Source organism: Arthrobacter sp. DualSoilB13 (genome assembly GCF_055389195.1).
This window is the reverse complement of the sequence record NZ_AP035865.1, coordinates 3,374,339-3,388,219: the sequence shown is the minus strand read 5'-3', so window position 1 is coordinate 3,388,219 and position 13,881 is coordinate 3,374,339. Positions and strand designations below refer to the sequence as shown.

Below are 13,881 nucleotides of genomic sequence, written 5' to 3'. Positions count from 1 at the left end.
AAGGGGCGGGGTCACCAACACGGTGACCCCGCCCCTTTCGGGTTGCTTACGGGCGCAGCGTCAGCGGACGACGACGGCCGTCAACTGGGGTGGTCGGCCACCGTTCGTCGACGGTCAGGACGCGCATGCCGGATTCAGTGAGCAGCACCGTGTCCTCGATCTTCACACCGGGGCCGGACGGGTTCCACGTGAAAGGCTGGTTGAGCACCACGGTATCCGTAACGTCTGCGGTGACCCGGGGATCGCGCCCCGCATAGCCGGCCGGGCCGCCCTGGTGGTGAAGCGTCCACTGGTCCTCGCCAAAGCCGTGCCGGAGGTATGCCAGTTTGATCTCGGCGAAGATCTCATTGAGGCGGGCGCCGGGAACCGTCGCCCGGAGAATGTCCGCCTCAACTGCGGCGATGCGGGCCTCGGCATCGAGCTCCTGGGGAGTGCCGGCGTCGAATGCTACCCAACGGGTGACGTTGGCAACCAGTCCGTTCCGACGGGCGCAGACCACAGCCATGGCGCGGCGTCCGATGGGGGAGTGCGTGGCCAAGGGGTGGCGGAAGTCGCTGCGGGACGCTCCGTTGCAAAGGAGGACCAGCGGCTCGGCTCCCACCGAAACAATCCGCGCGGCCAGCTCCGAGACGAGCTGGAATTCCGTGGTTTCCGGCGTCGCAGCAGCAAGGACATCGGTCATGGCGGCGGCTGCGTCGGCGGAAAGTTCGGCGTAGCGGGCCGTCTCGCCGGGAAGGAGTTGCTGCCGGGCCGCTCGCAGTTCAGCGGTCACAGCCGCTTCCAGCAACGGGTCGCCGTCAAGGGCCAGCCCGGCCGCGAAGGCCTGCAACTGGCCATGCCAGGGAACCGTGTCAAGGCTGACGTCCTCGGGCAATTCTTCAGCTGCGATCCGGCCGGCCTCGTTGTTGAACGTGACCAGGTGATCACCGGTGCGGTCGACCAAGAGGGCGGCAATGGGGTCGCCGGCCAGGCTGATGTGCACACGGCTGCCGTCCAGGTACCAGGTAAGGGCTGTGTTGGATGTCAGTAGCAGCGAGTCGCGACCCGCAGCGTCCATGATGTCCAACACGCGCCGGCGCTTCACTGCACGGTCGGCGACGTTGCCGGGCGCAGTCAGAGGGCCGGGTGCAGTGGGCTGGCTTCGCGCAGTGACTGCGGTCAGAGCTGGCGTGAATTGAGTAGGCGTGGTCATGCCGGTTCCCCCAAAGTTGTGATGAGTTGTTCAATGTCTTGTGTGGCCAGGAAGCCGTCCGTGATGAGGACGGTGACGGTTCTGTGGACAGGTTTTCCCGGTTCGGCGGTCACCGGGGTGTCCCAGGCCAAGGACAGCCCAACCCCGGGGTACCCCGAGTGCCGCACGAACCACGGATCCGGTGCCTGCGGTGAGGCAAGGAACACGAGGGTTGCCGGGCGTCCCAGCCCGGGGACGCCGGTGACGGGCGTAGCGGTGGCTGTGCCGGCGTCGAACGTTCCGGACCAAGCCAGCCATGGCGCCACGGTGCCATGTACGGCGTCCTCGCCCCGCGCGTCCGGTGTCCAATTAGTCGCGTCGCCAACCTTGGGGAGCCGCCAGAAGAAGCCGCCGTAACCACCTTGCGGCCGCCCGTTGGAGCCCGGGCTGCCCAGCAGCACCGGACGTCCTGTGGCTGAGTCCAGTGTGAAGTCCAGCGTCAGTTTCCACGTTGAATGTCCGACGGCGGACCAGCGCCACTCGCGCTGTTCGCGGAGCACGGGTGTGCCGTCCGGGCCGATCCAGCTCAGCTGTTCGCGCCTGTGTCCTTCACTGTGCTCCGCGGACTCTGTGACGATCCTGCCGTGATCCTTACGCCAAACGTACGCTCCGGCGTCGCGGGTGTAGGTCCGGCCGCCCCAGAAGTTGATGCCGTCCACGTCCTGGAGGGCCACTCCCGCCCCGAGGTGCCACACATGGTCCTCTGGCACGTGGTCCGTGACCACGGTTCCCGCCAGCGTCCGCACCGGGTGGAGGTAGGGGCGGGGGGAGGACGTAGGCCGGATCCGGGTCCCGTCCTGCAGGGTAGCGACAGGGACGCCATTAACGTGCAGAGTTTCATAGGCTTGCAGGGCGGGCTCGTCGGAAACGGTCCAGGGCGCTCCAAGCTCCGCGAACGTGGCCTGCCCCAGGGCTGCCCGGCGGATCAGCGATTCGATGCCATGGACCACGGGGTGGGCGGCGTCGCCCTCACCTTCCCAGGTGATGAATTCCGGGTGGATCAGCCGGGGAGCATCTGCTGTGCGGATGGCCTCCAAGACAGAAACGTAGGCACCCGATCCGGACAGCGGGCTGAGCAGATCCCGCTCCGTGCGGGCGGCCAGCAGGTTCTCCAGCAGGTCGGTCCGCCCAAAGGTCTCCGTCCGGGTGCCTTGGGGGGAGGTAACCTCCACGCGGTCCTCCGTGTAGAAGAGGGTGAGCTGACCGAGAGTCCCGTCAATGGTGACCGTCGGCGCGGACTGCACGGGCGCGCACAGGGTCAGGGCGCACGTCAGCACAGTACTTCCCGCAATCCGGACCCGCACCACGGACGTGTCGTCGCTTTCGGTGTGGTTGGCGCGGTACAAGTCCGTCTCCACGGAATCAACGTCCGCCACAGTCCGCGCACCAGCTAGCCGGAGACCGGTAGCCACAGCATGTGCCAAGGCATTGGTGGCCACTCCGTCCACCACGTCGGTCCCGTTGAGGCCCCGCTTGCCGGCCCATCGTGACCGCTTGAAGTACGCCTTGTTCCGCAGCCACAGTCCGGTAGCGCTGATGCCTCGGACATCGCCGATCTCGCCGGATGCCACCACGGCCTCGATTGCGGGCAAAGCCTCCGAGCCCAGGCTCTGAAAACCCACCTGCACCAGACGGCCGGCGCTCGCAGCCGCCTCCATGAGCTCCTCGAATTGGGCCATGGAAGCCACCGGCGGTTTTTCCAAGTACACGTTGGCACCTGCGTTGAGGGCGGCGAGGGCAAGAGGTGCGTGGGTTTGGATGGGGGTGGAGACGATGACCACGTCCGGTTTGGTACCTGCAGCCAGGAGCTCGTCAAGGGAAGCGAAGACCTTCACCTCCGGGCCCAGCGTTCCGTCCGCCGGGGGCAGGGGATCGGCGACGGCCACCAACTCCAAGACGCCGTTGGCACTCAGCCTGCCGAGGTTGTCCAAGTGCCGTTCGCCGAAACCGTGCACGCCCACCAGCGCGATGCGCGGGAGCCGGGCAATGCGCTCGGTGGTGGCGGTCAGGGGTTGTGTCATGAGGCTGTCCTAGCGGGGTCAGGTGCGTGGGTAGCGGTGGTGGGGCGGGGCTGCAATGCGGAGGTGAGGAACGCGGCGGCCTCGTCCTGCATGGCCCGGGTGAAGACGTGTGGTTCCTGCCAAGAACTTCCGGTGTAGCGGGCGGGCATGCCCTCCACTAGATGCTGGTGCGCGTCGCGCATACCCCGTTCCGGGAACAGGGGGTCATCCAGGGCGTATTGGACCAGCACTTTTTCGGCAGTGGAACGGATGGCCAGGTCCGGCCAGTCACCCAGCCCGGCCAGGCCCGGAGAGTGCAGTAACCAGGAATGCGCGTCCAAGTATGAGGGCAGGAGTGACTCGAAGGTGGTCATCATGCACGTGACCACGTAGCTGCGGATCAGCGGGCTCAGGGCACCGAGTACCATCGCCCGTCCGCCGCCGCCGGAGAATCCCAGGCAACCGAGCCGATCCCTATCCACGCCCGGCAGGGACGCGAGGACACCCAGGGCCGCGAGGTCGTCATGCGCAACGGTCCCGGCCACGGTGGTCCCGATCAGCGTTGCGGCTTTCGCCACGGTTTCCTCGTGGGAAGCCGCCGCGGCGTCGTAATGTTCCGCCACGGAAAGTTCGACGCCGGCCTCCCGCCATAGTGCCTTCCGGCCGTTGACGGCGTTGGCAGTCCGCCACGGAAGGGGATCGAGTTCAAAGCGTCGGCTGCCCCACATGAAGGCATCGTGCGCAAGGACGGCAAAGCCCTGCCGGGCCAACCACGTGGCGAGTGCCCGGCCGCCGTAGAGCTTTGCCCTGACGTCCAGGGGCGGCAACGCAAGCGACGAAAAACCGGAGCCGACCGCCGCGGAGGTGCCGCCCTCGTTGCCTTCCGGGTTGTGTTCGAACCGCACCAGCCGCTCAGCGCCGTATGCCTTGATTCCGCCATGGCAGTGAAGGGCGAGCAGTCCGGGCTGCGGGCCGGTTGCCCCGGCGGGTCGTACGAACCAGGCGGATGTGGCAGGGCCGAAACCCAACTGCCACTGCAGATGCGAGGTGATGACGCCGTCGTGCTCCGATTCGGCAAGCACTGTGTACTCAATGTCTGGTATTACGGCGGGCACGCCAAGGGTGTCGGCAAGTTGTCTGGCTTCTGGTGGGCCGGCGGTGAGCTCGGCAGCGAATCGGTGCTTGGCTGCATAGGCCGGCCAATCCTCGTAACCAGCAAGTGCACTGGGTCGGGTGGGGGATGCTGCCATGTCAACGGTGGTCATGGCAGGCGGAGTCGGTGGGGAACAATAGTGTCCTGCCTTATCGATGCGGAAGGTGTGCTCCAGCGCACGCCGGGCTTCGTCAGCGTGGAAAAACAAGTTTTGGCGGCTTCGCAAGAAAACGCTTTCTCAAAAATTAGCAAAAGGCTGTACAAGGGTCAAGAAAACGTTTACTTTGATACGGAGCCGCTGAAACCCGGGACCTCGATCCTGGCACCTCAGGAGGGAACGCCGGAAGGTCGGCGTCCCGGAAGGCAAGTACCAACCAGACTCGATGTCCGTGGATGGCCACGATGACCAAAGGAGACCACATGGCCGCTGTACTACGCATGGGGACGCCGCGAAGCGTCCGCGGGCCTGTGAGGGGGAAGCGATGAGCGCTATTGGCGAACTCTCCACGATGACCCGCCGTAAGGGCCCTGCTACCAAGGAAGAGAAGAAGGCGAACGGCCGGGATAACAAGGCTGCGTATATCTTCCTCTTGCCGTGGTTGGTGGGGTTGGTGGCTATTACCATCGGTCCGATGCTGATGTCGTTGTATCTGTCGTTCACGGATTACAACCTGTTGCAGCCCCCGGAATGGGTGGGCCTGGATAACTTCGTCCGGATGTTCGGTGATGCGCGCCTGCATAACTCGCTCGGCGTGACGTTCACGTATGTGCTGGTGGGTGTGCCGTTGCAGTTGGCGGTGGCGTTGTTGATCGCATTGGTCCTGGACAAGGGGCTGCGTGGCCTTCCGTTCTACCGTTCAGTGTTCTACTTGCCCTCACTGTTGGGCGGTTCAGTAGCGATCGCTATCTTGTGGAAGCAGATCTTCGGCACCACGGGCTTGGTGAACCAGGTCCTGGCGATGGTGGGCATCCAGGGGCCCGGCTGGATCTCCGATCCCGGGACCGCGCTGGGTTCGATCATCCTGCTGCACGTGTGGACGTTCGGTGCCCCGATGATCATCTTCCTTGCCGGTCTTCGGCAGATCCCGGTGATGTACTACGAGGCCGCCAAGGTGGATGGTGCCACCACGTTGCAGCAGTTCTGGCGGATCACGCTTCCGATGCTGAGCCCCATCATTTTCTTCAACCTGGTGTTGCAGATCATCGGTTCGTTCCAGTCGTTCACGCAGGCGTTCATCGTCTCCGGCGGTAACGGCGGCCCGTCCGACTCCACCATGTTCTTCACCCTGTACCTGTACCAAAAGGGCTTCGGCCAGTTCGATATGGGTTACGCCTCAGCGATGGCCTGGTTCCTGCTGGTCATCATCGGTGTCTTCACTGCCATCAACTTCATCGCTTCAAAGTATTGGGTGTTCTACGATGACTAAACTCCAGAGCCTTCCCGCAGCGTCTTCCTCCGACGCCAAAGCCGGCCAGTCCGGCAAGAGCCCGCGCCGCCGCGAATCCCGGGGGAACCTGGCCTTCAGCCGCTCTGCCCGGACCAAGGGCCTGATCAAGCACGCCATCCTGATCCTCGTGGGCGGTGTGATGATCTACCCGCTGCTGTGGATGGTGGTCTCCTCCCTGCGCCCCAACGACCTCATCTTCCGCGAACCCGGCCTCTGGCTGGAGAACCTGGAAATGAGCAACTACACCGATGGCTGGTCCGCGCTGACTCACCCGTTCGGGCACTATATGATCAACTCCGCGGTCGTGGTCCTGGGCTCGATCGTTGGCAACCTGGTTTCCTGCTCCATGGCGGCCTATGCCTTCGCCCGTTTGCAGTTCAGCGGTAAGAAACTCTTCTTCGGCATCATGCTGCTGACCATCATGCTGCCCTTCCATGTAGTGATCGTGCCGCAGTACATCCTGTTCTCCCAGATTGGCTGGGTGAACACCTTCTGGCCGCTGATCGTGCCCAAGCTCCTGGCCACGGACGCGTTCTTCGTCTTCCTCATGGTCCAGTTCATCCGCGGCATCCCCAAGGACCTCGACGAAGCAGCCCGCATTGACGGTGCCGGCCACCCCAGGATCTTCCTGCGCGTGATTCTGCCTCTGATGGTCCCGGCCCTGGCAACCACCACCATCTTCACGTTCATCTGGACCTGGAATGACTTCTTCGGCGCACTGATTTACCTCACGGACCCGGACATGTTCACTGTTCCCGTGGCCCTGCGCGCCTTCGTTGACTCGCAGTCGGCAACCAGCTGGGGATCGCTCTTCGCAATGTCCATCGTGTCCCTGCTCCCGGTGTTCCTAGTGTTCCTCTTCGGCCAGCGATTCCTCATCAAGGGAATCGCCACCACCGGCATCAAGTAGGCCGCCGGCTTCTCTGAAGGGGGCGGTTGGTCCCGCCCCCTTTTGCTGGATACCGCTGTAGGGCGTGCCCGTCGACGCCGGTGCGTGCCGACTGCATGGCTGCATGCCGCCGTCGACAATCCAACAACTAAGACAAGTTGATATCTTGTAATACAAGCATGTGACTTGTATCATAATGACCAGTAAGAAAACGCTTTCCCAATCGCATCAGGATCAATGAAGATCGGAGACAATAGTGCCGGTACATCCCAAGGGTGAAGCAGTCGCCCCCGCAGAAGAGTCGGGAACCGCAGCCCTCAAGGCCCGGGCCCCCAAGGCAAGGCGTAGAGTTCGTGCCTCAGCCCTGGTGGCAGCAACAGCTGCTGCAGTTCTTGCCCTCACCGCTTGCGGCGGTGGGGGTTCCGAGGCCAAGAGTGCTGACGGCAAGGTGGAGTTGCGCTTCTCCTGGTGGGGCAGCGACAAGCGCGCCCAGGTGACGCAGGCTGCCATCGCCGCCTTCGAGGCCGAAAATCCCAACATCAAGATCAAGCCGGAGTATGGCGACTGGAGTGGCTACTGGGACAAGCTGGCTACGCAGGTGGCAGCTAATGACGCCCCGGACATCATCCAGATGGACGAGAAGTACATCACCGAGTACTCCACCCGCGGAGCCTTGCTGGACCTCTCCAAATATCAGATCGATACCTCAAAGCTCGACAAGGCCGCGCTGGAGGCCGGACAGGGCGAGGACGGCCTGACCGGTATCGCTGCAGGCATCAACGCCGCCACCATCCTGGCCAACCCGGCAGTGTTCGAGGCTGCCGGAGTCGCTATCCCCGATGACAAGACCTGGACGTGGGAAGACTTCGAGCGCGTCGCCGCCGAGATCACGGCCAAGTCGCCCAAGGGCACCTACGGCGCAGCCGCTTATGGTACGGATGAAGCTTCCCTCGGGGTGTGGCTCCGCCAGAACGGCAAGTCCCTCTACACCGAGGACGGCAAGCTTGGCTTCGAGCCCTCGGACATCGCCCAGTGGTGGGGTTTCCTGAAGGAACTCAGCGAGAAGAAGGCTGTTCCCTCAGCGTCCGAGGTTGTTGAAGCCGAGGCAGCCCCGCTGGACCAGAGCGGCCTGGCTACGGGTAAGAACGGACTGGCCTTCTGGTGGTCCAACCAGCTTCCGGCCTTGGAGAAGGCGGCAGGCGGAGAACTGCAGATCATGCGCTTCCCGTCCAAGACGGGCAAGGCTGAGGACTCCAAGCTCTGGTACAAGGCTTCGCAGTTCTGGTCCGCATCATCACGCACCAAGCACCCTGAAGAGACGGCCAAGTTCATCAACTTCCTGGCCAACGACGTCAAGGCTGGCGAGGCACTTCTGGCCGACCGCGGCGTGTACCCCAACTCGGAGGTCCGCGAGGCCATCGCTCCCAAGCTGGCCAAGGCCGACGTCAAGGTTGTCAGCTTCATTGACGCGATCAAGGACGAACTTGGAGAGGCTCCGGCAGCACCGCCGAAGGGTGCGGGAGCCATTCAGGAGATCATCAAGCGCTACACCTCGGAGGTCCTGTTCAACAGGCTTTCCACCGAAGAAGCCGGCAAGAAGGCGGTGGATGAAATGAAGTCCGCCATCAGCTAGATTTCGCACCGTAAACCGCGCCCCGGGCGAATCATTCGTGATCCGTCCGGGGCGCGGTTTTTGCGTGTGCTGTCCCTTCTTGGGTCAGTCTTCCGCGATGACGGCCACGGCTCCGGCGGGTACCACCCCAGTGAAGCGTTCGCCGCTGAGCAGTTCGCCGCCGTCGGCCTTCACTGTGACGTCTTCCCGGCTGTGGTTGATGGCAAACAGGAAGGTGCGGCCGTTCGCGGCGCGCCGTCGGACAAGTTCGACGCCGGAAGAAACCTCAGCAACGGGTGTCACCCCTGCTTCGTCCACCAACCGGGCGGTGAGTGCGTCGATGCCTTCGGGGTCGGGGAGGGTTGCGAGGTACCAGGCTGAACCGGTGCCCACACTTCGCCGCGTCAGGGCCGGGACATCGGTGAGCGGGTACTCGGTGAAGGCTGCCAAAACTTCCGTATCGCCGGCGGCACGCACGTTCTCGCTCCACACGGATCCCACTGTTCCGGAGTCAAATACCGTGCCGTCGCTCAACGTGACCGAGGTACCGGGGAAGAGCGGGTGAAATTCTTCACCCCGAACGCCCAAAAGTTCACGGAAAGCGCCCGGGTAGCCGCCCAATCGAACGTGGTCCCGTTCATCAACAATGCCGCTGAAGTAGCTGATCAGCACGGTGGCGCCACCCTCCGCGGCTGCCGCGATGGAGGCGGCCGCTGAATCCGTGACGGCGTACAACGTGCACACCAGGATGAGGTCATATCCGGAGATGTCCGATGACGGGTGAACGAAGTCCGCAGTGATCCCGCGCTTATAGAGGGAACGGTGGAACGCCCGCATGGTGTCCAAATACTTCAGTGAATTGCTCGGGTGTGAGTCCAGCTCGGAGGCCCACCAGGCTTCGTAGTCGAACACGATCGCGACCCGCGAGTCCACGCGGGAGCCTTTGACGGATTCCAGCCTGGACAGCGCCTCGCCGAGGTCCACCACGTTACGCCACACCTGCGTGTCGCGGCCGCCGTGGGGGACCATGGCGGAGTGGAACTTCTCCGAGCCGGCCTTGCTTTGGCGCCACTGGAAGAACATGACGGCATCGGCGCCGCGGGCCACATGCGTCAGGGAATTCCGGAGCATTTCGCCGGGCATCTTGGGCTGGTTGTGCGGCTGCCAGTTGACCGCCGACGTCGAGTGTTCCATGAGGATCCACGGCTCACCGCCGGCTACACCGCGGGTCAGGTCCGCGCTGAACGCGAGTTCGATTTCCCGCTCCGGGTCAGCGGCCACGAGGTAGTGATCGTTGGCGATCACGTCCATGTCTTTGGACCAATCGAAGTAGTCCAGGGCCTTGGTGGCGCTGGAGACCATGAAGTTGGTGGTCGCCGGAACGTTGGGGGTGACGTCACGGATCACGGCCAGCAGCTCGCGGTAGTAGTCGATGAAGGCCCAGGAGTTGAAGCGCGCGAAGTCCAGCTGTTGCCCAGGGTTCAATGTAGTGGGAGCTGCGCCCGGCGGGATGATCTCGTCAAACGATGCGTAATGCTGGGACCAGAACGCCGTACCCCAGGCCTCGTTGAGGGCCTCGATGGAACCGTAGCGCCGTTCCAGCCAAGCGCGGAAAGCGGTTGCGTCTTCCTCGCCATGGAACTCGCCAACGTGGCAGCCAAGCTCGTTGTCCACGTGCCAGAGTGCCAAGGCCGGGTGGTTTTTGTAGCGTTCGGCGATGACCCGCGTCATGGCGGTGGCGTACCTGCGGTACACGGACGACGACGGCGTGTAGTGGCGTCGCGAGCCACGTTCAAGCCGGATTCCTTCCGCGGTAACGGGCAGGATCTCGGGGTATTTGCGGGCCAACCAGGCAGGGGGAGAGGCTGTGGCGGTTGCCAGGGCCACCTTAATTCCGGCTCCGTGGAGGTTGTCCATGACATCGTCCAACCAGCCGAAGTCGTAGTTCCCTTCATTGGGCTCCAGGAGCCCCCAGGAGAAAATGCCGACGCTGAGGAAGTTGACCCCGGCTTCTTTCATGAGCTCAATGTCCTCAAGCCGGATGTCCTCCGGCCACTGCTCGGGGTTGTAGTCGCCGCCGTATGCGAGTCCGTCGATGCTGTTCCAGACGGATGGACTGCGTGGGATTTCGGGGGAAGTCAAGGGGACTCCTTCGTCAGGTGGGCCGTGCTGGTACTGGAGGTACTGAAGGTATGAATGCAGCGTACCGGTCAAATTGCGATCTTTGGAAAACGCTTGCCCAGATCCGCCATTAGGGATATTGTATCGATTCAGAAGGAGTGTAAGCGAAGTCACTACCACGTTGTAGAGAACTCGGAAGCTTGCACCAACTGAGCAAGGAGGCTCTTATGTTCGATAGAAGGAAATTCCTCACCACGGTGGCTCTGGGCACCGCATCTGCCGCGTTCCTGTCCGCTTGTGGCCAATCCTCAACGGCAGGACAGACGGGTTCCGCGGAGAACCCCGTCACCATCACCTACACCTGGTGGGGCAACGATGACCGAGCTGAGCGCACCCGCAAAGCCATTGCGCTCTTCGAGTCCAAGAATCCGGACATCAAGGTCAACGGCAACTTCTCCGACTTCGCAGGCTACTGGCAGAAGCGTGCCACCGAAGCCGCCGGTGGTGGCCTGCCGGACGTGATGCAGTGGGACCTCTCCTACCTGCGTGACTACGGTCAGCGGAACCAGCTCCTGGACCTTGGCACCGTCAAGATCAACACGGACGCATTCGACAAGTCGCTCCTTCCCTCGGGCCAGATCCGCGGCAAGACCTACGGCATCCCCACCAGCACCAACGCCTTCGCGGTCTACTACGATCCCGCCAAACTCGCTTCCTTGGGAATCGCAGAGCCCGATGGCACGTGGAACTACAAAGAATTCAACACCTTCCTGGCCGAGGTTGGCACCAAGGGCAACGGCACGTTGTTCGGTGGCACCGACTACACCGGCATTTGGTGGAACTTCAACATCTGGCTGCGCCAGAACAACATCCAGGCCTTCACCGAGGACGGCAAGCTTGGGTTCTCCAAGGACGATCTGAAGAAGTGGTGGAACCTTACCGCGGACCTGCGCGGTACCGGGGCAATTGTTGGCGAAGACAAGGCCACTCAGTTGCTGCCCAAGTCCCCGTTCGGATCCAATGTCACTGCCACGGAAGTTACGTGGGACAACTTCATGGCCGGCTACCTCGCTGACAGCGGTGCCAAGGAACTCAAGCTGGTTCCTGTCCCGTCGGATGACCCGGACAACCTGGGCCTGTTCCTCAAGCCGTCCATGCTCATGGTGGCCAGCGCTAAGACCAAGTACAAGGATGCTGCCGCCCGCTTCATTGACTTCATGGTCAACGATCCCGAGGTGGGCCAGATCTTCAAGACCTCCCGCGGTGTTCCTGCGTCCAAGACCCAGCGCGACGGCACCACTTTCGAAGGCACGGACAAGCTCGTGGTGGATTACGAGAAGTCCATCGAGAAGTACCTCAAGGACGCCCCCGAGCCGCCCATCGTCGGTTTCGGCACCCTGGAGTCCACGTTCAAGCGCGTCACCCAGGACCTCAACTACGGCAAGCTCACCGTGGACGGCGCAGTTGATGCGTGGTTCAAGGAAGCCGAAGACCTCATCAAGCAGAACGCCTGATACAGGCTTCATAACTGACGGACTGATCCTGTGACTCAAAGCCCAACCCTGAGCAGGCGCACCGCTTCCGCTCCCACGCCGCCGCGTAAATCGCGCCGGCGCGGGGCGGACGCTCGCGCCGGCTACACGTTCCTGTTGCCCTGGCTGCTGGGATTCATCGCCCTGACCGTAGGCCCGATGATTTCCTCGCTGTACCTTTCCTTCACCAACTACAACCTCTTCGATGCCCCCAAGTGGATCGGCTTCGATAACTACGTCAGCCTCTTCCAGGACGAACGGTTCCTGCAGTCGGTGGGCGTGACCATGCAGTACGTGGTCTTCGGTACTCCGCTGAAGCTCGCGGCGGCGTTGGCGATCGCGATGCTGCTCAACAGCAAACGCAAAGGCCAGGGCTTCTACCGGTCCTCGTTCTACGCCCCGTCCCTGATCGGCGCGTCGGTGTCCATCGCGATTGTCTGGAAAGCCATGTTCGGCGATTCCGGCCCCGTGGACCAAGGCCTGTCCTTCTTCGGGATCAACCTCGGCGGTTGGGTGGGCAACCCCAACATGACCATGGGCATGATGATCCTGCTGACCGTCTGGCAGTTCGGCGCCCCGATGGTCATCTTTCTGGCCGGCCTCAAGCAGATCCCTGCCGACCTATACGAGGCAGCCTCGATGGACGGCGCCGGCCCGGTGCGGAAATTCATCAACATCACCTGGCCCATGCTCTCCCCGGTGATCTTCTTCAACCTGTTGATGGAAACCATCCACGCGTTCCAGATCTTCGCCTCGGCCTACATCATCTCCAACGGTGAAGGCGGCCCGGCAGGTTCCACCCTCTTCTACACCCTCTACCTGTACTTGCGCGGTTTCTCCGATTTCCGGATGGGCTACGCCTCGGCGATGGCCTGGCTCCTGGTGATCGTGGTCGGCATCATCACGCTGATCTTCTTCAAGACCTCCAAGTCCTGGGTCCACTACAGCGGTGATGCAAAGTGACAACCATGGCAACCCCCACCCAGAACCAACCAACAACAACCACCCCGGCGCCGGTCTATAACCCGAAGTCCGAATCCACCACGGTCAAACGGATCAAGAGCACCATCTTCCACATCGTGGCCCTGGGCTTGGTGGCGATGGTCCTCTACCCGGCCCTGTGGATGATCTCCGCGGCGTTCAAGCCGAACTCGGAGATCGGCGGCGCCAACAACGCGCTGTGGTCCAACAATTTCAGCTTCGATAACTTCGCAACGGCCATGGAAGGCATCGGCGGGGTCTCCACCCTGACGTTCTTCACCAACTCGCTGATCCTGGCCGTCGGAGCTGTCGTCGGCACGGTCCTCTCGGCGTCCATTTCCGCTTACGCCTTCGCCCGGATCAATTTCCCCGGCCGTGGACTGTTCTTCGGCATGATGATCGCCACTCTGCTGCTGCCCTTCCACGTGGTGATCATCCCGCAGTACATCGTGTTCCAGCAGCTTGGCCTCGTGGACACCTACGTGCCGCTGCTGATCGGCAAGTTCCTCGCCGCGGACGCATTCTTCGTGTTCCTCATGGTCCAGTTCATGCGCGGCCTCCCGGCCGAACTCGACGAAGCCGCCCGCATCGACGGCGCCGGACACGTCCGGATCTTCGGGTCCATCATGCTCCCGCTGATGAAACCGGCCCTGATCTCCACCTCCATCTTCTCCTTCATCTGGAGCTGGAACGACTTCCTGGGCCCGCTGCTCTACCTGAACACTCCGGACAAATACCCGCTACCCCTGGCGCTGCGGCTCTTCGTGGACCAGACCCAGAGCTCGGACTACGGAGCCATGATCGCCATGTCCGTCCTGGCGCTCCTGCCCGTGCTGGTCTTCTTCCTGGTCTTCCAGCGCTACATCGTCGAAGGCGTCTCAACCCAGGGTCTCAAGGGTTAAGGAGTAGCAGAG

The 13,881-nt window shown here is 62.8% G+C and carries 10 protein-coding genes; 6 read left to right on the top strand and 4 right to left on the bottom strand.

Annotated elements, in window-relative coordinates:
* Nucleotides 1–46: 46 nt before the first annotated feature.
* The 3 genes from ACZ5J0_RS15580 to ACZ5J0_RS15570 are packed head-to-tail and all read right to left on the bottom strand — an operon-like array spanning nucleotide 47 to nucleotide 4,496.
* A complete protein-coding gene (locus ACZ5J0_RS15580) occupies nucleotides 47–1,192 on the bottom strand; it encodes a M24 family metallopeptidase (protein WP_223940845.1) in 1,146 nt (381 codons plus the stop codon).
* Nucleotides 1,189–3,252, bottom strand: coding sequence for a DUF6807 family protein (locus ACZ5J0_RS15575; protein WP_464093477.1), 2,064 nt, complete (start codon nucleotides 3,250–3,252; stop codon nucleotides 1,189–1,191). Before ACZ5J0_RS15575 ends, ACZ5J0_RS15580 begins: the two co-directional genes overlap by 4 nt.
* Entirely contained in the window at nucleotides 3,249–4,496 is a 1,248-nt protein-coding gene (locus tag ACZ5J0_RS15570) for an acetylesterase (RefSeq protein ID WP_464093476.1), read from the bottom strand. Before ACZ5J0_RS15570 ends, ACZ5J0_RS15575 begins: the two co-directional genes overlap by 4 nt.
* A gap of 370 nt (nucleotides 4,497–4,866) precedes the next feature.
* On the opposite strand from ACZ5J0_RS15570, the gene ACZ5J0_RS15565 reads away from it, so the two are divergent.
* The 3 genes from ACZ5J0_RS15565 to ACZ5J0_RS15555 all read left to right on the top strand — a co-directional run bounded on the left by ACZ5J0_RS15565 (nucleotide 4,867) and on the right by ACZ5J0_RS15555 (nucleotide 8,354).
* Nucleotides 4,867–5,811: a carbohydrate ABC transporter permease gene (locus tag ACZ5J0_RS15565; protein ID WP_142938071.1), complete on the top strand. Its 945-nt coding sequence runs from the start codon at nucleotides 4,867–4,869 to the stop codon at nucleotides 5,809–5,811.
* A complete protein-coding gene (locus ACZ5J0_RS15560; protein WP_464093475.1) occupies nucleotides 5,804–6,742 on the top strand; it encodes a carbohydrate ABC transporter permease in 939 nt (312 codons plus the stop codon). Before ACZ5J0_RS15565 ends, ACZ5J0_RS15560 begins: the two co-directional genes overlap by 8 nt.
* A gap of 235 nt (nucleotides 6,743–6,977) precedes the next feature.
* On the top strand, nucleotides 6,978–8,354 hold the full coding sequence (locus ACZ5J0_RS15555; RefSeq protein ID WP_142938073.1) for an ABC transporter substrate-binding protein: 1,377 nt from the start codon (nucleotides 6,978–6,980) through the stop codon (nucleotides 8,352–8,354).
* An 84-nt stretch (nucleotides 8,355–8,438) separates the two neighbouring features.
* On the opposite strand, the gene ACZ5J0_RS15550 is transcribed toward ACZ5J0_RS15555, so the two are convergent.
* Nucleotides 8,439–10,475 carry a beta-galactosidase gene (locus tag ACZ5J0_RS15550; RefSeq protein WP_464093474.1) on the bottom strand — a complete coding sequence of 679 codons (2,037 nt, stop codon included), beginning with the start codon at nucleotides 10,473–10,475 and terminating at the stop codon, nucleotides 8,439–8,441.
* Nucleotides 10,476–10,681: 206 nt separating this feature from the next.
* Between ACZ5J0_RS15550 and ACZ5J0_RS15545 the strand changes: the two genes are divergently transcribed.
* The 3 genes from ACZ5J0_RS15545 to ACZ5J0_RS15535 are packed head-to-tail and all read left to right on the top strand — an operon-like array spanning nucleotide 10,682 to nucleotide 13,869.
* Entirely contained in the window at nucleotides 10,682–11,968 is a 1,287-nt protein-coding gene (locus ACZ5J0_RS15545; protein ID WP_464093473.1) for an ABC transporter substrate-binding protein, read from the top strand.
* A 30-nt stretch (nucleotides 11,969–11,998) separates the two neighbouring features.
* The gene (locus tag ACZ5J0_RS15540) at nucleotides 11,999–12,949 is read left to right on the top strand and encodes a carbohydrate ABC transporter permease (protein WP_464093472.1); all 951 of its coding nucleotides are present in this window, start codon (nucleotides 11,999–12,001) and stop codon (nucleotides 12,947–12,949) included.
* On the top strand, nucleotides 12,946–13,869 hold the full coding sequence (locus tag ACZ5J0_RS15535) for a carbohydrate ABC transporter permease (protein ID WP_166841806.1): 924 nt from the start codon (nucleotides 12,946–12,948) through the stop codon (nucleotides 13,867–13,869). Before ACZ5J0_RS15540 ends, ACZ5J0_RS15535 begins: the two co-directional genes overlap by 4 nt.
* Nucleotides 13,870–13,881 lie beyond the last annotated feature (12 nt).

Excerpts from the sequence above, each read along its gene's own strand:
- ACZ5J0_RS15565 (WP_142938071.1), top strand. The coding sequence starts at position 4,867 with ATGAGCGCTATTGGCGAACTCTCCACGATGACCCGCCGTAAGGGCCCT.
- ACZ5J0_RS15545 (WP_464093473.1), top strand. The coding sequence starts at position 10,682 with ATGTTCGATAGAAGGAAATTCCTCACCACGGTGGCTCTGGGCACCGCA.
- ACZ5J0_RS15575 (WP_464093477.1), bottom strand. The coding sequence starts at position 3,252 with ATGACACAACCCCTGACCGCCACCACCGAGCGCATTGCCCGGCTCCCG.
- ACZ5J0_RS15570 (WP_464093476.1), bottom strand. The coding sequence starts at position 4,496 with ATGACCACCGTTGACATGGCAGCATCCCCCACCCGACCCAGTGCACTT.
- ACZ5J0_RS15580 (WP_223940845.1), bottom strand. The coding sequence starts at position 1,192 with ATGACCACGCCTACTCAATTCACGCCAGCTCTGACCGCAGTCACTGCG.
- ACZ5J0_RS15560 (WP_464093475.1), top strand. The coding sequence starts at position 5,804 with ATGACTAAACTCCAGAGCCTTCCCGCAGCGTCTTCCTCCGACGCCAAA.